14 protein-coding genes, 1 tRNA gene and 1 pseudogene are annotated in these 18319 nt (G+C 61.0%); 9 read left to right on the top strand and 7 right to left on the bottom strand.

Annotated features, from left to right (window positions below; genetic code table 11):
* The 5 genes from VGL01_RS16810 to VGL01_RS16790 form a co-directional block, all read right to left on the bottom strand.
* Nucleotides 1–1208 (bottom strand): MFS transporter (locus VGL01_RS16810; protein ID WP_331571267.1); only part of this gene is annotated, 1208 nt, incomplete at its 3' end.
* A 28-nt stretch (nt 1209–1236) separates the two neighbouring features.
* On the bottom strand, nt 1237–1872 hold the full coding sequence (locus tag VGL01_RS16805) for a hypothetical protein (RefSeq protein WP_331571265.1): 636 nt from the start codon (nt 1870–1872) through the stop codon (nt 1237–1239).
* Between the two features lie 262 nt (nt 1873–2134).
* Nucleotides 2135–3508, bottom strand: a complete 1374-nt coding sequence (locus VGL01_RS16800; protein WP_331571263.1) for a sigma-54 dependent transcriptional regulator — start codon at nt 3506–3508, stop codon at nt 2135–2137.
* Entirely contained in the window at nt 3490–5001 is a 1512-nt protein-coding gene (locus VGL01_RS16795; protein WP_331571261.1) for a HAMP domain-containing sensor histidine kinase, read from the bottom strand. The genes VGL01_RS16800 and VGL01_RS16795 overlap by 19 nt, the downstream gene beginning before the upstream one ends.
* 298 nt (nt 5002–5299) lie before the next feature.
* On the bottom strand, nt 5300–6223 hold the full coding sequence (locus VGL01_RS16790; protein ID WP_331571258.1) for a LysR family transcriptional regulator: 924 nt from the start codon (nt 6221–6223) through the stop codon (nt 5300–5302).
* Between the two features lie 113 nt (nt 6224–6336).
* Between VGL01_RS16790 and VGL01_RS16785 the strand changes: the two genes are divergently transcribed.
* From VGL01_RS16785 to VGL01_RS16760, 6 genes and pseudogenes are all read left to right on the top strand, one after another.
* Nucleotides 6337–7119, top strand: coding sequence for an alpha/beta hydrolase (locus VGL01_RS16785; RefSeq protein ID WP_331571256.1), 783 nt, complete (start codon nt 6337–6339; stop codon nt 7117–7119).
* A 154-nt stretch (nt 7120–7273) separates the two neighbouring features.
* The gene (locus VGL01_RS16780) at nt 7274–7546 is read left to right on the top strand and encodes a CopG family ribbon-helix-helix protein (protein ID WP_331571254.1); all 273 of its coding nucleotides are present in this window, start codon (nt 7274–7276) and stop codon (nt 7544–7546) included.
* Complete coding sequence (locus VGL01_RS16775; protein ID WP_331571252.1) at nt 7534–7773, top strand: type II toxin-antitoxin system RelE/ParE family toxin; 240 nt, start codon at nt 7534–7536, stop codon at nt 7771–7773. Before VGL01_RS16780 ends, VGL01_RS16775 begins: the two co-directional genes overlap by 13 nt.
* An 866-nt stretch (nt 7774–8639) precedes the next feature.
* Nucleotides 8640–9242, top strand: a pseudogene (locus VGL01_RS16770) (recombinase family protein).
* Nucleotides 9243–10096: 854 nt separating this feature from the next.
* On the top strand, nt 10097–11533 hold the full coding sequence (dgt, locus tag VGL01_RS16765; RefSeq protein WP_331571250.1) for a dGTP triphosphohydrolase: 1437 nt from the start codon (nt 10097–10099) through the stop codon (nt 11531–11533).
* 208 nt (nt 11534–11741) lie between these two features.
* A complete protein-coding gene (locus tag VGL01_RS16760) occupies nt 11742–11957 on the top strand; it encodes a hypothetical protein (protein ID WP_331571248.1) in 216 nt (71 codons plus the stop codon).
* Between the two features lie 432 nt (nt 11958–12389).
* On the opposite strand, the gene VGL01_RS16755 is transcribed toward VGL01_RS16760, so the two are convergent.
* Nucleotides 12390–12465, bottom strand: a tRNA-Lys gene (locus VGL01_RS16755).
* A 261-nt stretch (nt 12466–12726) separates the two neighbouring features.
* Here VGL01_RS16755 and VGL01_RS16750 point away from each other — a divergent pair.
* Nucleotides 12727–13608, top strand: a complete 882-nt coding sequence (locus VGL01_RS16750) for a patatin-like phospholipase family protein (protein WP_331571246.1) — start codon at nt 12727–12729, stop codon at nt 13606–13608.
* A gap of 63 nt (nt 13609–13671) precedes the next feature.
* Here the strand turns inward: VGL01_RS16750 and VGL01_RS16745 are convergent, their stop codons facing one another.
* A complete protein-coding gene (locus VGL01_RS16745) occupies nt 13672–14685 on the bottom strand; it encodes a D-2-hydroxyacid dehydrogenase family protein (RefSeq protein ID WP_331571244.1) in 1014 nt (337 codons plus the stop codon).
* Between the two features lie 310 nt (nt 14686–14995).
* Between VGL01_RS16745 and VGL01_RS16740 the strand changes: the two genes are divergently transcribed.
* Together VGL01_RS16740 and VGL01_RS16735 are read left to right on the top strand one after the other, a co-directional pair.
* Nucleotides 14996–16858: a phosphoenolpyruvate carboxykinase (GTP) gene (locus VGL01_RS16740; RefSeq protein ID WP_331571242.1), complete on the top strand. Its 1863-nt coding sequence runs from the start codon at nt 14996–14998 to the stop codon at nt 16856–16858.
* A gap of 318 nt (nt 16859–17176) precedes the next feature.
* Nucleotides 17177–18265: a LysR family transcriptional regulator gene (locus VGL01_RS16735; protein WP_414720281.1), complete on the top strand. Its 1089-nt coding sequence runs from the start codon at nt 17177–17179 to the stop codon at nt 18263–18265.
* The last annotated feature ends 54 nt before the right edge of the window (nt 18266–18319 follow it).

The raw sequence follows: 18319 nt of genomic DNA, 5'->3' as shown, positions 1-18319 counted from the left end.
GCGGCGGTCGCCGCCATCGACAGCGCCACGAATGCGGTCGCAAACCCGAAGCGATCTGCGACGAAGCCCCCTATCAGATTGCTCAACGCGGCGCCCGTACCGACGGCGAGCGACATCGCACCCTGCGCGAGATTGAAGCGCCCCGTCCCGCGCATGAGGTCCGAGACGATGACTGTCGCGATAACGCCGAAGATGCCCGCGCAGACGCCATCGAGAAGCTGAATGGCGACTACGGCGTACGCGTTGCGCGCCAGCGCGAACAGCAGGCCGCGCACCGGCAGCAGCATGAGCGCGACGAGAAAGATCTTCTTGCTGCTCACCCCAGCGCGAAGAGCGCGTCCCACCCCAAGCGCCACGGCGACCATCGTGAGCTGAGCGACGATCATGCATGCGCCGAGGCTGATGACGTCGGTCCCGGGCGCGTCCACGGCGATCATCTGTCCCGCAAGCGGCAGCATGGCGGCATTGCCGAAGTGAAAGAGCACCACGGTAATGAGGAAGATCAGCAGATCGCGCCGCTGCAGCATTTGTCGAAGCGGCAGCGGCGGGGTGTTGGCTTGGCCGTCGTCTAGTGGGTCGCCGCCTCGCGCGTGCTCGTGATCGATGTCGCCGGGCCGTATCGACGCGACTGCGAGCGCACTGGCGAATGCAAATGCGCAGACGACGTAAAAAAGCCAGAGCGTACCGAAGTGCTGGCCGAGCGTGCCGGCCAGTATCGCGCCGATGAAGTTGCCGCCATGGTTGAAGACTTCATTGCGGCTGACACGCCCCGGCATGAGCCGGGGCCCGACCACACCGCGGCTCAGTGCGGCAAGACAGGGCCCGTTGACGGTCGCGACAAGTGCGAGTGCGATCTGCGTGAGCACGATGACCGCGCGCACCGGAAACAGTGCGATCAGCAGACAGCCTCCTCCGATGGCGCACGTTGCGAGAGCGATCATTGCCCGTCGGGCGCGTACAGCGTCGACGAGCATGCCCGCCGGAATCTGGCCGAAAGCGGCGGCAAGGCCGCTTGCGCCCAGCACGAGTCCGATGTCCGCGGAAGACCAGTGCTGCGTACCCTTCAGAAACACAGCGAGGAATGGGCCGATGCCGTCATGGACATCCGCCATCAGAAAGCTCAGGACGTCGAGGCCTCTGAGGCTGCGCGCGGACGGCGGCCCCCCGCGTTGCCGATCGCTGTGGGCATTCTCTGCGGGCCGGCTCATCGGCGTCTCCATCGACTGATCCGTCGGCTCATCCGTTGGCGCGAACGCCGGCATCGGCGGGCGCGTCGAGAGCGGCATCGTCCGCTTCGCCGTTGTCGGTGAGCGCTCCTGCGGGCTCGCCTTCGTCCTCGTACGCGATCTCGCTCACATCGAGCGTGCGGGCCAAACCCGTCTCGACCATTTCGCCCCAGGCGCGTACTCGTGCACCGGGCGTCAGATACGTATCGAGTTCGACGGCGGCGTGAGGCTCAACGCGCAGCGAAATGCCATCGCTCAGCAGTGCGCCGCGCAGCTCGCCTTTCGGCCCGAACAGCGACAGCGCGATGGTGCCCGCTACTTCGGCAGCGTGTCGCTCGACGTCCGGCGCCTCATGCTCGTGCTTGTGGTGATCGCCATGCGGCCCTTCGTCGACGATCAGCCCGCCGTTCGCGGCCTCGATGGAGACCGCCGCGACGATATCCGCCGTGCGCGGCTTGACGCCTCGCACGCTCACGTTCTCGCCTAGCGTGATGTGCGCGCCGATGCGCTCGGAAAGATGCGGTGGGAAGTGAACCTGCCATTGACCGTCGAGAATGAAGCCATCCAGTTCGCCGTGCGGGTTCATCAGGAACTGTGTGACCGTGCCGTTCGTTTCGGGCAGGCATGCGGGATCGATCCAATGCATGGTGTTTCTCCTTTCGGTTGGGGCGTTGTGAAGGCCTTGCAGCGCGCAGCCGGGATTGCGCAGTCCCTCGTCGTGCGGCGAGGGTGGCAACCGGCTCGCCTGGTGGCCGCCCGTCAAACGCAAGGGGTATGCCATGCCGTCGAGGCAGGTGTGGAGAGGGTTAAGCGTCGAAGGAAGCGCGAACGCTGTCCGGTTGCTTGACACCGGGTGTCGGGTTTGTTGACAGCTCGGTTCGCGTGTGCGCGGCGAGCTCACCTAACACCTAGTCGAGTCCCAGGCTCGCAAGCTTTGCGTAAAGCGACTGTCGGCTGATGCCGAGCCGGCGTGCCGCATCGGCGCGGTTGCCGTTGGCCATCTCGAGGGCGCGCACGATCATCGCGCGTTCCATGCGCTCGATGGCGAGCGGTAACGGCAGTTCGAGAAGACCGGGGCCGAACAGGTCTTGCGCCGGTGCCGCGGGGGGACGAAGAAACGATAGATCGTCGATGGTCACCCCCGGGCCCGGCGCGAGCGAACAGACCCGCTCCATTGCGTTCTTCAGTTCGCGCACATTGCCGGGCCACAAGTGTTCGACGAGCCGCCGCTGGGCTTCGGCCGACAAATACATCTTGCGCCCCGAGGATTGCGCAGCCTGCGCAAGGAAGTGCTCTGCAAGCGGAACGATATCGGCGATGCGCTCGCGTAGCGGCGGCAGGTGAAGCAATACGACGTTTAGCCTGTACAGCAGGTCCTGACGGAACGTTCCCGCGCTTACCATCGCATCGAGGTCGCGATGCGTGGCCGCGACCACACGAATATCGACGGTGGTCGTCCGGTTTGTGCCGAGCGGCGTGACTTGCCGCTCCTGGAGCGCCCGCAGGAGTTTCGCCTGCATTGCCGCGGGCATATCGCCGATTTCATCGAGAAAGAGCGTGCCCCCATCGGCTTCGACGAGCCGGCCTATACGTTCGCCCGCAGCCCCGGTGAATGCGCCTTTCCCATGGCCGAACAATTCGCTTTCGAGCAATTCGTGAGGAATGGCGGCACAGTTCACCGCGACGAACGGGCCTTCGTGCCGGCTCGACGACTCGTGCAGCACACGCGCGGCGACTTCCTTGCCCGTTCCCGTCTCCCCGGTGATGAGCACCGTTGCGTCCGTCATCGCTGCGCGGCCCAATTGCTTTTGCACCTCGCGCAGGGCGGCGCTAATGCCGAGCAGTTGCGTCCGGTTCCGGGCGGGCGCCTCGGCAAACGACATGTCGGCGGGGCGGGTTGCGACGGGCGGCTCGTTGGCCGAGAAGATTCGTTGAAGCAGTGACGCAATGTCCTTGCGGCCGACGGGCTTGATGAGATGCTCGAACGCGCCCAGCCGCATGGCGCCGATCGTATTGTCGCTCGTTGCATAAGCAGTGAGCATGACGACGGGAACTGCTTTGAGCGAGGGCTCGTCGCGCAGCTGCGTCAACAGGGCGAGCCCGTCCAGGTCGGGCAAACGGAAGTCGAGAAAGATGCACTCCGGGGCGGGCGCTTCCCGCAGCATCCGCAGCGCGGCCTGTGCCGAGGAAGCTTCGAGCACGCGATGGCCCAGATCGCTGAGCGTCTGGGCGAGTCCGTCGCGAAATGCGTCGTCATCGTCGATTACGAGGATCGTTGCCATGGAATCTCGATCACGAATGAGGCGCCCTTGGGCGTGTCGTCGAGCCACGCTCGCCCGCCGTGAGCGGCAGCTACTTCACGGACGACGGCGAGGCCGAGGCCGGACCCATCCGGGCGGCCTGTCACGAAGGGTTCGAAGATACGTTCCCGTTGCGACGCGGGCACGCCCGGCCCACTATCGGACACGGCGATTCGCAGATGTGACGTGTCGCTGGAACATTCGTGCGAGGCGTGCACATTCACAACGCCGCCCTCGCCTGCATGGCGCAACGCGTTGACCAGCAGATTATCCAACGCACGACGCAATTGTTCCGGGTCGAACTCGGGAGCGGTGTCGATGTGTCCGGCGGATCCTCTGTCATCGACGAGTTCTGTTGCGGGCATCAGTGTGATGCCGCGCGCTTGCGCGAGTTCGCGATGCGATTCGACGACGTCGGTCAGCCACGCGGCGAGATCGGTTTTTTTCACATTTACGCTGACCGGCTGCGTTAAGGCAAGCAGACTGGAAAGCTGTGTTTCGATGCGACCGATCTGTTCGAGTATCGTCTGCAGGGCGTCCCGATGTCGGCTGCTGTCGCCTGCCAGGGCGTTTTCGGCCTTCAGACGCATGGCACCGGCTGGATTGCGTATTTCGTGAGCCACTTGAGCGGCGAGTTTGCCGAGAACGCTGAATCGTTCGGCTTGCGCCAGTTTGCTACCCAAGTCCGAGGCTTGCCGTTGCAAGACATCCGTGCGCTCGATATATCGGTTCAGTGCGGCGACGATCCGATCGAGGTCGGGCTCGCCCGGCAGCGACAGGCGCGCTCCATCGCGTTGCGTCGCGAGCGATGTTTCGACCCGCGCGAGGTCTTGCTTCCAGCGGCGCAGTGCAAGGGCGAGGGCGGTTGCGACGACGAGAATGACGGCGAGTACCGCGGCCAACGTCGCGACCAATGCCTCGCCGTATGGCCCGAGCGGCGGCCGGGCGCGATTGAGCATCCAGGCGAAGACATCGGTTGTGTTTGACACCGGGCAGGCGGCCGCGATGACCGCATCTTGTCCGCTCGAAATAACGTTCGTGACGGTGCGGTGCGCTGCAGCGGCCGAGTGTAGCGTGCTCACGATGAGCGGGGTTTCAGCCTCCGGGACATCGCGTTTTACTCCGCTGCCCTGATAGGTGGGAAATGCGTAGGCGAGAAAGCGGCCGGGCGCGGAAGCCCGAGCTCGCGCCGACGCCCAGAATCCGCCTTCGATCCCAGGCGCTTGTGCAAGGACGATGTCGAGCACCGAATGCATCAGGTCGGTGTTCTGCGCGGAATCGGCGGGCGATATAGACCGGCTGTAGCGTGCGGCGACCGCTTCGCAAGCGGCTGCGGCTTGCTGCCTTGCACCGGCGATCTGCTGGCTTTGGGCGGAATTCGCCGTGAACCAGACGAGCGCGATCAGCATGGCGCAGATCGCGGCCACGAGTATCCACGACGTGACGAGTTGCGTAGAGAACGATGGCCGCTTCATTGGATGCTGGTGGGAGGGATCTGCGAAGGATAGCCGAAAGCGGTTGCCTTTCGATCGTTTCGACGGGCGGCTGTGTGCGCGCGAGGCGCGGGAAGCAGGCGAAGCGCGTTACCGACCCTGAGCAGCCAGTGGATGACTTCGATAGCGTGCGCGCAGCAATTGCCATCTCCTCCCGCGTGTGCCGTGAGGCGCTAACTGATTGATGCAAACGCTCTGAGCCGTTTCTCGCTGCATTAAAGATTTTTGCTCCGAAGCCAGGCGTGGATGGCTTCGATGTGTCTGGATAACGACGCGCTCACTATGTGGTTTGCCGTGCCTTCCTGTCCCAAGGCGGTTCATCCCCGAACGCCTCGGCAAGATAATCGACGAAGCGACGCACTTTGAGCGGTATGCGCTGTGCGCTCGGATAAACCGCTTGAATCGCCAGGTCGGCTGCGCGATACGCCGGCAGTAGCGCCACGAGTTCGCCACGACGGAGGTGCTCTCCGAACACGAAGGTCGGGCCGTAAGCGATGCCGGCGCCAGCGAGGGTCGCGGCAAGTAGCATTTGCGTATTGTTAGCGGCCATCCGGCATGGTCCGTCGATGACGTGCGCGTGGTTTTTCGCATCGAGCAACGTCCAGTCGCCGGCCGACACGGCCTCGCTGAAAGCTAGTCGATGCGCGCGTTGCAAGTCTTCGGGCTGGCGTGGCGTTCCATGGCGCTCGAGGTACGCTGCAGACGCACAGACGACCATTCGACACGGTGCAAGCCGGCGCATCACCAGTCCGGGATCCTGCAACCGTCCGATCCGGATTGCCACGTCGACACCCGCCTCCATCAGGTCGACGTAGCGGTCTCCGAGTACCACTTCCACTTTGACGTGCGGATGGTCGTCAAGGTAGCGGGCAACGACCTCCCCCAGGTGCATCGCACCGAACGTGACTGGCGCTGCGACCCGCAGGACGCCGCGTGCCGTGCCTTGTGAATCTCCCACTTCCCGATTGGCTTCCTCGAATGCTTCGAGAATCCGCTTACTGCGCTCGTAGTAAGTCTGGCCGGCATCGGTCAGACTCAAGCGCCGTGTAGTGCGCTGAAGTAGCCGTGTATTCAGCTCGGCCTCAATTGCGCTTACATGCTTGCCGGCCATCGCTGCCGATAGCCCGAAACGGCGCGCCGCAGCTGCAAAACTGCCTTCCTCGACTGCAGCGACGAATACCCCGAGGCTCGTCAGCCGGTCCATTTAGTCCTCCAATTCGATAGTGCCATTATCGACTCAATAAACTATAGGGGCAATTATCAAAAGGACGACATGAATCTACCATTTAGCCATCCTCTAACGGAAAGGGCGCGGAAATGAGAATCAGATCGAACGGTACGCAGATTTATGTCGCGCAGCGCGGCAGCGGCGAGTTGGCGCTTGTGTTCCTGCATTACTACGGCGGCTCGTCGCGTACATGGGACGGCGTAGCAAGCGAATTGGCCGACCGCTATCGCATTGTTGCTATCGATCACCGAGGCTGGGGCCACTCCGATGCCCCTGTCGACGGCTACCGCGTGGCCGATCTTGCCGCCGACGCAGAAGGGGTTATTGAGCAGTTGGGTCTGCGGCGCTACGTTCTGGTCGAACATTCGATGGGCGGCAAGGTTGCTCAACTGATCGCATCGCGTCGGCCGGGTGGGCTGGAGGGTCTTGTACTCGTCGCGCCGTCGCCGCCTTCGCCGATGCAACTTTCCGAGGAGCAACGTGCGACGTTGACCGGCGCGTATCAGTCACGCGAATCGGTCGAATTCGTTATCGATCACGTGCTCACCGCGAAATCGCTCAGCGCTGCTTGCCGGGAGCAAGTCATCGAGGATAGCCTGAGGGCCGCACCGCAGGCGAAGGCGGCTTGGCCAAACATAGCCATGCGCGAAGACATCACCGCGGCGGTGGCATCGATCGACGCGCCGACCGTTGTGATTTCCGGTGAGCTCGATCAGGTGGAGCGCGTCGCAACGCTGCAGGCGGAACTGATGCCTCGTATCCCGCACGCACGGATGCATATTCTGCCCGGGATTGGACACCTGTCGCAGCTGGAGGCGCCGGTCGAAGTGGCGCAGATCATTGCGCGATTCGTCGCAACGTTGCACGGATAGGGGCGTTCTGCTGCTGGGAGCATTTGCAGCCGCTGTCCAAGTCGGTCCCCGAAGCGGCCGCCCCGTCGATTGTCGTGATGGCTCGCGTGGACAATGAGGGGAGCAGGACTAGAGTATCGCTAGGTATCACTCATTGATAACGGAGGGCTGGCGTATGGCAACGTCACTCAAAATCGACGACGAGTTGAAAGGGCGCGTGCAGCACTTGGCCAATCTGCGCGATCGGTCGCCACACTGGATCATGTGTGAAGCGATCAAGCAGTACGTGGAGCGGGAAGAAGCCCGTGAAAGCTACAAGCAAGAGGCTACGGCATCATGGGCTGAATATGAGGGAACCGGCCTACATTTGACCGGGGAAGAGGTTCGCACTTGGCTGAAAACTTGGGGCACGGACGATGAAACGGGGCTGCCTGAGTGTCACGCGTAATTATCACGGCCCGCGCCGGCCAAGGGTTGGAGCGCTGCCGGCGCTTTCTGGCCGACAAGAGCGAAACCGCCATTCGGCGGGCAACTCAGGCCATTGAGCAACGATTTCTGATGCTGGAAACGGCGCCGGCCGTTGGTCGCCCTTTTCCGGAAAACCCAGCCAGAGTGGCGCGCTGCCATTCCGTTCGGCGGCTCTGGCTATGTGGCCGTGTATCGACACGAACCTGAAGTCGATGTAGTTTATGCGCTCGCGTTTCGGCATCAGAAGGAAGCGGGACATTGATCGTGCGGGTTGGCAACCGCTGGGAGGTCTGTAAGTGATGAGGGAAGCCCTGCCTCGCACTAGCTCTCGTGTTTCAACCACCGTCCAACTTCTGGGATTCAGCTCATTTCGGCAAAGGCCAGTTTTTGACGCCGCCACGCGCTAGCTACAGACGAAAAAAAGCACCGCGATCGCTCGCAAGTGCTTGATTTTCAACTACCGAACTCGGTGGTGGGGCGTGAGTGACTCGAACACTCGACCTACGGATTAAGAGTCCGACAAAGTGCACATTTCTCAGTGTTGACCGTTGCTCATGTAACCGCTGTGACCTCTGGTGCATAAGGTTTTCAGCCCTGTTATCTGGATTTTTGTGTTGATCGTCTTAAGCATCGTAAGGTCGGAGGCTAGATCCCAATGCCAACGCTTCGGATTCCAGGTCAAGAGATAGGTGTTCATGGTGCGTGAGTCCCCGTTGTACCGCTTCCGTTTGATTCGGGCTGAGCGAGGCGCTTTTTTTGAATGAACCCAGCCCTAATTTCGCGCTCGCGCCAAGCGCTACGCGTCAACGATATGCGGCGACAAAAGATTCTAGTTGTATGGTCGGACGCAAACAGTCGGCCTCGATTGGCGGTGCGTGGATACCCGGACGGAGAGCAATGCCGCGCAATGCGCCATAGTACACCGAGCTTACTTCTCGCCCTGGACGAAAACGGACGATTGCGTACGGTTTGCCACAGGCCGTACGAAAATTGGCTTCGAAGTATTTCGTACCCAACCTACGATTCGTACACGGCATTCGTACACCATTGGGCTACAAATCGGGGGCTACAACATGTCTAGGGCCTTCGCGTATTGTCGGGTCAGCACACGCGATTAGACGACCGAGAATCAGCGACGGGAGATCGAGACTGCGGGCTTTGCGCTCGACAAGCGCCGCATCTTGGAGGAGTCGATCAGCGGTTCGGTAGCTGCAAGAGATCGTCCGGGCTTCGCGAAGCCCGAAGACCGGATGGAAGAAGGCGACGTTCTTGTCGTGACCAAGTTGGATCGCCTCGGGCGCAACGCGATGGACGTGCGCGCCACGGTTGAGCGCTTGGCGGGCATAGGCGTGCGCGTGCACTGTCTTGCTCTCGGTGGCGTTGATCTCACGTCCGTAGCAGCCAAGATGACCATGGGTGTTCTTAACGCTGTGGCGGAGTTCGAGCGCGATCTGTTGATCGAGCGGACGCAAAGCGGGCTCGCACGTGTGAAGGCCGAAGGGAAAGCGTTGGGCCGCAAGCCGGCACTTACACCAGCCCAACAAGCCGAAGCTCGGACACGCCTTGCGCGGGGCGTATCGGTGTCACAGCTTGCTCGCGACTATGAGACGACACGGCAGACCATCATGCGGGTACGGAATCGGTCCTATTCTGCGAACGGTCGCAGCGATTTGTGAGATTGTATGCGAACCTTCGATGATTGAATAAACGCTGCTCTGCATCGTTATGACGAGGTGCATAGCAAGGACACTGGAGCGCGTTTCTTTCTTTCATCGATGAGGAGGGATGCCCAGACCGTTACAAACGGCTCCTACCGGGGGCCTAGCACGGCAGGGGGCCGCAAATAGCATCGGCGAGCAGCGCGGTATGGTTCTGGCGCGGAAACCAAAAGGCCGGGTGCCAAACTGGGGCCCCCTCCTGTTCGCGTTTGGCGGCCACCGCCTCATCTGTCACTGATTGTTGGTGGCGCGAGTTTTGCTTATCGAGGTGCGTGCCGTAACCGTTTAACTGGCACAGCGCATCCTCAGCGTTGTATGGCGGCAACGTCGAACGCGCGTCAGCGAACGGTGACTTGTCCCATGCGCTGGTGCGGATCGCTTGATGGCAGGACTGCTAGCCACCTCACGGTGCGACGAATATTTCACTTGAGTTCCATCACCGCATACTTGACAATCTCGACTCAAGTTGATCTTGAACAAGCCGTTAACAGATCGAGAGGACACAGTGAAGGTCCCGAACAACAAACCGTTACTAGACCGCGAAGACACACTGAGGACCCATCATGACTAAGTTTCCCCAATACGCCGCGTTCGACGCCGCCAGGCGGCAGGTGGACCAGGAGATGGCGGGGTTTTTGCAGCGAGCCCTCGACACGACGCGGAGTCGAGCGGAATCGAAGGCTGCCGCGCACGCCGGGGAAGCAAAGGGCGTACAGCCGAGCAAAGCTAGGACCCCAAAGCGCTGAAGCCTGCTACGAGTTTGACGATGAGCTAGGGATCGCCCTAGCTCTTTTTTTTGAAACAAAAGAAAGATGAAAAAGAAGAACATCCGAGACCAGCAGAAACAACTATACACAGAGCAAGACATAGAGCGCGCGAGCTCGCTTACGAATGGCGATAAGTTTGATCCCAGCGATCCGGTTCGGGCGCAGTTTCGACGGGACTACGCTCGGCTTGTGCATTGCGCATCATTTCGTCGATTGCAAGGAAAGACGCAGCTATTCCCGGGTGTCGAATCGGATTTCTTTAGGAACCGGTTGACGCACTCGGTGGAGGTTGCGCAGATCGCTAAAGGCATCACGCTAAAGTTGAACGCAGAAGCGCCGTTTAACGAGTATCCAATCAACACGGATCTTGTTGAGCTGGCTGGACTAGCCCACGATATTGGTCACCCGCCTTTTGGGCATAACGGGGAACATGCGCTCGATGAATGCATGGGGGAGTATGGCGGCTTTGAAGGCAATGCTCAAACGCTTCGTATTATCGCGCGATTGGAAAAAAGAGAAGCGAATGGAGGCGACGCGTCGAGTCGCAACGGCCTGAACCTGACTTATCGTAGTATCGCCGCATTGCTCAAATATAACAACCAAATTCCGCGAAAAAGAAAGGATCGCAAAGACCCGGAGAAGCTCGCTAAAGGATATTACGAATCGGAAAGCGATCTCGTCAGTTGGGTTCGTAAATCAGTAGCGCCCGGCTCTCGCGCTTCAAAGTTCAAGACGATCGAGTGTCAGATCATGGATATCGCGGACGACATTGCATACTCGACATATGATTTGGAGGACGCGCTCAAGGCCGGATTCTTCAATCCGTTGGAAATGCTTAGCTTGACGGCGGACGAAACGATTCTTGGCGCAGTCACCGAGAAGGTCAACGAAGCAACGGGTATGAAGCTATCGAAGGCTGATATTCAGCAAACGATTATCGATGCGTTCGGCACTCTTTTTGATAATAGAAATGCTGCAGTTGCTGGCGAAAAATCTATCAGCGACATTTTGAATATTATCGCTATTTATCGGCAGTCCAAAAAGATAGCATCGGATGGATTTCTTAGGACGCAATTCACCTCTGAGCTTGTGAGGGAGTTTATTGGTGGTGTATCGGCAGCATACAACGATAGGTTTCCCGCTCTTTCCGAGATTGTGGTGAAGGAAAATGTGCGGATCAAAATTGAAACGTTTAAGCACCTTACCTTCGAGGCTTTGACGATGTCGCCGCGAATGCGGCTCGTCGAATATCGCGGTAGAGACATCGTGAAGCGCATTTTTTCTGCGCTGACAGAGGATAAGCAAAAAGGTAATTTGCTGCTTCCGGATGATTGGCGGGAAACGTATGAATCCACTAAAAAAGAGGAAAAGACGCGCGTGATATGTGATTTCATCGCGGGAATGACGGATAGATATGCAATGGAGTTTTTTGCGCGGTTGACGTCGATAAATCACGAACATTCGTTTTTCAAGCCGTTCTAGAGCGGCTAACCATGGGTTCGCGAGACGAGACATTCCCGTCACGTGTTAACGGTGCGTGCGCTGCGCGCGGAGCGGCGAGGTGGAAAGGGGGGGGCGCATCTGGGCGTGGCGCGAAAGTCATCTGGGGGGGGCGGCTGCAAAGTTCTGTCGCTCCGTTGAGGAGCCTCAGGATGCCGCGATTTTACGCCGTTCTTTCGGATGCGAAGCAATGACTGCCAATCCTTTAGTGTACGACTCGGTCCGCCTCGTTTTAGCTGGCTTGGTTTCCGCCGCCCTCGCGTCTTGGTTCCAGAACCGTGATCATCGATTTCGAAAATACTGGGAACTCAAGGTGGCCGCTTACCAGGCAGTGATTGAGGCATTGTCTGATGTCGAGCATTACTACGACGAACACTTCACGTACGGATGCCGGGCACTTAGATGACTGAGGAGCATCACGAAAGGCTGTCGGAGCAGTCGAGAGCGGGTTATCCTCGGATTAGAAAGGCCGCGCACGTCGGAGCGTTTTTCTTTTCGGCAGGCGTGCAGTCAGCGCTTGAGCGTGTCCTCGTGGAGCGCCCGCGGGCGCCGAGCTGGTTCGACCACGTCATGGAAGAGCAGTCAGAGGTTGCGTTCTGCCGCCAGACGCTCGTTGAGCTGTCCAAACGCGACCTCAAGTTGCCCGCGCCACCGCTGCTTAGGGCATGGCGGTACATTTGCCAGCTAGCGCCAAAAAGGCGGCGAAGAACCGCGGTTGATTGATGCCAAATGCGCAAACTGTTGGCACCGCCGCGCGCGTCCGGTTACAGACCGGTTACATGGTCAGACAACGAAAAATGGGTTACAGCCGCGAAGCGCTGTAACCCTTTGAATTCCTTGGTGGGGCGTGAGTGACTCGAACACTCGACCTACGGATTAAGAGTCCGCTGCTCTACCAACTGAGCTAACGCCCCAACAGATCGTCAATTATGCAGGACTTTTTCTTGCTTGGCTAGTGCCGGTACGCATTTCTCGCAAAAAAATCCGCGGCCGGTACCCGAGGACCCTCTCCCAGCGTCACGAGCCCTGGCTCCATGGCCCGCATCTTCCCGAGCACTCCCTCTTTGATTCCGGACAACGGCGGCCAGTATCATGACGCCTTGCGCAGCCTCCCTCCCGCGGCCCGCTGCACAGTCCGCCCAAAAATCCGCAAAACCCTCAAAAACCACCCGAACATGTTCGATCAAGTCGTCTTCGCCGGCGGCGGCAACCGCTGCTGGTGGCAGGCCGGATTCTGGGAAGTCGTGCAGCCCGAACTCGGGTTGAAGCCGCGCGTCATTGCCGGGATTTCGGCTGGTGCCGCCACCGCCTGCATGCTCTACACCCGGAATTCGCAGTGGGTCATGCGCTATTACGAAGACGTGCTACGCGGCAACACGAAAAACGCCTATTGGGGCAATCTCTTGCGCCGCGGCGCATCGGTCTTTCCGCACTATCGAATCTACCGCCAGGCCTTGCTCGACATATATGGCGAATCGTTCGCCGAACTGGCCAGCGCGCCCGAGATCCGCATCGGCGTCTCACACATACCGCGCTGGCTCGGCGCACACGTATCGGTCGCAGCGGGACTCATCGCCTACAACATCGAAAAACACGTGCGCAAGACATTGCATCCGACGCTGGGCCGCACGCTTGGCTTTCGGCCGGAGTACGTGCGCGCGCAGGACTGCGCGAGTGTCGATGCGCTCGCGGACCTGATTCTCCAGTCGTCCTGCACACCGCCCTTCACGCCCGTGTTGCGTCGCGATGGCAAGCCCGTGCTCGACGGCGGCATGGTCGACAATGTCCCGGTCGACGCGCTCGACTCCTCGGCGGGACGTGTGCTCGTCATGGTGACACGCCGCTATCCACGCCCACAGATGTTCGTCGTCGCGCACGGCGAACAGCGGCGTCTTTACGTGCAGCCATCGAGCAAAGTACCGATCTCGAGCTGGGATTACACTCAGCCCGCACTGATGCGCCCTGCCTACGAACTCGGCCGGCGCGATGGCGAGGCGTTCTTGCGCCGCCTGCCGCAACTCGACCACGCCGAAGGTGCCGTCGACGCGGCCGCATGATGTCCGCTTCGAGCACGCAAACGCGCATGCCGCGCGAGCCAAACCGACACGCGCGCCCTTCGCTCAACGGCGCTTGACGACCGACAACGCATCCGGATTGGCGACACTCGAGACGTCGCCATCGTCGAACGCAAGGATGTTCTTGAAGGCGGCACTGAAGTAGAGCTCGTAGCTCTCGCGCTCGACATACCCGATATGCGGCGTGCAGATCACGTTCTCCATCCGTAGCAGCCCATAACCCTGAAGGATCGGCTCGCTCTCATAAACATCGATCGCAACCATCCCCGGCCGGTTATGCGAGAGCGCGTTGACGAGCGCGTTCTCCTCGAGCAACTCGGCGCGGCTCGTGTTGACGAAAAGCGCCGTTGGCTTCATGCGCAACAGATCGGCTTGTTTGACGATGCCGCGGGTGTCGTCGTGCAGCCGGAGGTGGATCGACAGGACATCGCTCTGTTCGAAGAAGGCCTCGCGGCTTTCGGCCGCCTCATAGCCGTCGGCTTTCGCGGCTTCGAGCGAGTGCTCGCGCCCCCAGACCAACACCCGCATGCCGAACGCCTTTCCATAGCCCGCTACGAGCCGCCCGACCTTCCCATAGCCCCAAATGCCCAGCGTATGCCCGTGCAGCAACTGTCCGAGGCCGAAGTTCGGCGGCAGAGCCGAGGTTTTCAATCCCGACTGCTGCCACGCGCCCTGCTTCAAATTCGCAACGTATTGCGGGATGCGCCGCTGCGCGGCCATGATGAGCGCCCAGGTCAACTCGGCCGGCGCGGTGGGCGAGCCGACGCCCTCGAGCACCGCAATGCCGCGCTCGGTACAGGCATCGAGATCGATATGGCTCGATACCTTGCCCGTTTGACTGATCATCCGCAGATGCGGGCACTTGTCGAGCAATTGCGAGGTCACACGCGTACGCTCGCGAATGAGCACGAGCGCGTCGACTTCCGCCAGACGGCTTGCCAACTGCCCGAGGCCGCGCACGGTGTTGTTGAACACCTTGACCTCGTGGTTCGCAAGCATTTGAAAGCAATCGAGTTTACGAACTGCATCCTGGTAGTCGTCGAGTATGGCAATTTTCATAGGGCAAGTTTGGTTTTGCAGCGCACGATGAACGCAATAGACGCGGTGATATCCTTCCCGGTTCCACCCATCGAAAAAAAGGAGCTGGCATGAACCATGCACCGGCTTGGGCTACGATGCTGATTGCCTCCTTCGATAGGCAGGACCGTTCCTATTTAGCAGCTTGCGGCGGCGACGCGCAAGCTGCGATGCTCCTGACGCGCCGTCCCACCGGCGCCCGCGCGACGTAGGTCTGCGCACATGCCTCTCGCATGCAGCGTCAGCGAGCCCACCGTTTCCCTTCAACGAACATAAAACGGAGACAACCTCGATGAATCAATCATCTGCCCCGGCGGGCGCCCCGACTATCGAAGCGCCGGCATACGTCAGACATCGCGAGTTGCTCGAGTGGGTCGAGCGCGTTGCGGCATTGACGAAGCCCGCGCGCATCGTCTGGTGCGACGGCTCGCAGGAAGAGTATGACCGTCTTTGCGACGAAATGGTCCAGGCGGGAACGCTCAAGCGCCTGAACCCCTCCAAACGGCCCAACTCCTATCTCGCCTGCTCGGCACCCTCGGATGTCGCTCGCGTCGAAGACCGCACCTTCATTTGCTCGGAGCGCCGCGAAGACGCCGGGCCGACCAACAACTGGCTCGATCCGCAAGAAATGCGCACGAAGCTCGACGGCTTGTTCGACGGCGCGATGCGCGGGCGGACGATGTATGTCGTGCCGTTCTCGATGGGGCCGCTCGGCTCGCCCATCGCGCACATCGGCATCGAGCTCACGGATAGCCCCTATGTCGTAGTCAACATGAGAATCATGACGCGCATGGGGCGGCGGGTGTACGAAGTGCTCGGCACGGATGGCAGCTTCGTGCCTTGCGTGCATTCGGTCGGCGCGCCGCGCGTCGACGGCACCCCCGACGTTCCATGGCCGTGCAACGACACAAAATACATCGTGCATTTTCCGGAAAGGCGCGAGATCTGGAGCTTCGGCTCCGGCTATGGTGGCAACGCGCTGCTGGGCAAAAAATGCTTCGCGCTGCGCATCGCATCGACGATGGGCCGCTCCGAAGGATGGCTTGCCGAACATATGCTGATTCTCACGGTCACCTCGCCCGAGGGGCGGAAGTACCGCGTGGCGGCGGCGTTTCCGTCGGCCTGCGGCAAGACGAACTTCGCGATGCTGATCCCGCCGCCCAGCATGAGCGGCTGGTCGATCTCGACGATCGGCGACGATATCGCCTGGATCAAGCCCGGCAAGGACGGCCGCCTTTACGCCATCAACCCTGAAGCGGGCTATTTCGGCGTGGCGCCCGGCACGAGCGAGAAAACCAATTACAACGCCATGGCGACGCTCAAGGGCAACGTCATCTTCACGAACGTGGCGCTGACCGACGATGGCGACGTCTGGTGGGAGGGCATGACCGATACGCCGCCCGCGCATCTCATCGATTGGCAAGGGCAGGACTGGACGCCCGCGATCGCCAAGGAGACAGGGCGCAAGGCGGCTCACCCGAACGCGCGCTTCACCGCACCCGCGGCGCAGTGTCCCTCGGTCGATCCCGATTGGGAGAATCCCACCGGGGTGCCGATCGATGCCTTCATTTTTGGTGGCCGCCGTTCGAGTACGGTGCCGCTCGTGACCGAGGCGCGCAACTGGGTCGAAGGCGTCTATATGGCCGCGACGATGGGTTCGGAAACGACGGCCGCGGCGGCAGGACAGCAAGGCGTGGTGAGGCGCGATCCGTTCGCGATGCTGCCGTTTTGCGGCTACAACATGGCCGATTACTTCGGCCATTGGCTGGGCGTGGGCGAACGCATCGAGTCGCTCGGCGGCAAGGTGCCGAAGATTTTCTGCGTCAACTGGTTCCGAAAGGGCCCCGACGGCAAGTTCGTCTGGCCGGGCTTCGGCGAAAACATGCGCGTGCTGCGCTGGATGATCGGCCGCATCGAAGGCCAGGCCGAGGGCGTGGAGCACGCGTTCGGCATCTCGCCGCGCTACGAGGATATCGACTGGACGAACCTCGGTTTCACGCGCGAGCAGTTCGAGCAGGTGATCTCGATCGACGATGCGGCCTGGCGTGACGAGCTCGCGTTGCATGCCGAACTCTTCGAAAAACTCCGTCATGGCTTGCCCGATGCGCTGACTCGCACGAAGGCTGGCATCGAAAGTCGGCTCGCGGCCTCCTGACGACGACCTTTCGACGGCGCGGGGATTCGATCATTCCCGCGCCGTGCCCCCGTGCCCCGCGTGCGCCGGCCTTCGTTGGCTCCAGTTCAATCCGACCGCTTCGACAGCTTGTACGTAGGGAATCGCCGGCTCGGGGCGATTCTTTTACGTATTACGCATGCTGAGCGTCGCCTTTTCCCCGCTAATGTGATCCGTCGCGATTTTAGTCTCGAAAATTCGGCGATGCGAAGCAACTCTGCGCTGTTTTCGGAGTCGTAGGACAATTACGAATTGGCTCGGAATTTTTTTTCTGAGTAATCACAGCGGCAGGAGTCGTCAATGGATCATTTGCAGTCGATGCGTGTGTTCGTGAAAGTGGCGGATCTCGGCAGTTTTGCTCGCGCGGCAGGCGCGATGGATATCTCGAACGCCGTTGCCACGCGCCATGTCGCCGACCTGGAGGCCAGGCTCGGCACGCGGTTGCTCAATCGCACCACCCGCAGCCTCTCGTTGACCGAATCGGGCCAGGTCTATCTCGAACGCGCCAGACAAATCCTCGACGAACTCGAAGACGTCGAGCAAATGGTTGTCGCCCGCAACCATGAGCCGGTCGGCACCCTGCGCATCGTGGCGCCCGTCGTTTTCGGGCTGCACAACCTCGCGCCGGTGCTCCAGACCTATGTCCAACGCTACCCGAAAGTACTTCCCGATCTGACGCTCGTCGACCGGGGTGTCGATCTTGTCGAAGAAGGCTTCGACGTCGGCATCGTCATCGCCCAGAAAATGCGCAGCGCGAGCATCGTCACGCGCCGCCTGACGACCGGCTGCATGATCGTTTGCGCCACGCCCGCGTACCTCGAGAAGCACGGAACGCCGACACGGCCCGAGCAATTGGCCGATCACGCCTGCCTGAGCCTGCCCTCGGAATATTGGGGAGATGAACGTGTATTCACGGGCCCTGAGGGCGAGGTGCGCGTGCGTCCGTCGAACGTGATCGTGGCGAACAACACCGAAATGCTGCGTCAATTCGCGCTGCTCGGCATGGGTGTCGCGATTTTGCCGAGTTACCTGATCGGTAGCGACGCGACGCGCGGCAACCTGGTGCGCGTGCTGTCGGACTATCGGCTGCCGCAGGTCGAGGTGAACATCGGCTATCCGAGCCGGCGCCATTTGCCGGCCAAGGTGCGGACTTTCATCGACCATCTCGTCGAGCACTTCAGCCAGACGCCGAACGGCACGCTGGGCGAACTGTGGCTCAAGGACGGCACGGCGCTGCCGGCTCCGGCTCCGGTGGCCGCGCAAGAGCACGAAACAGCACAGCCGCTCGAGGACGGGGAAAAGCGGTACGCCGGGGCTCGCCACGACGGTACCCTCGCGAAAGTGCCCCGCGCGGGCCGCTCGCGCATGAGTACGCCAACGCCGCTCTGAAATGAATGGGGTGCGGGGACGGCCGACGGCGGCCCCTGCGCGCCGTCGCACAGC

It is taken from the genome of Trinickia sp. (assembly GCF_036503415.1).
Taxonomy (GTDB): domain Bacteria; phylum Pseudomonadota; class Gammaproteobacteria; order Burkholderiales; family Burkholderiaceae; genus Trinickia.
Note: the sequence above shows the minus strand (reverse complement) of the source record. Positions and strands in the feature narration are given on the sequence as shown.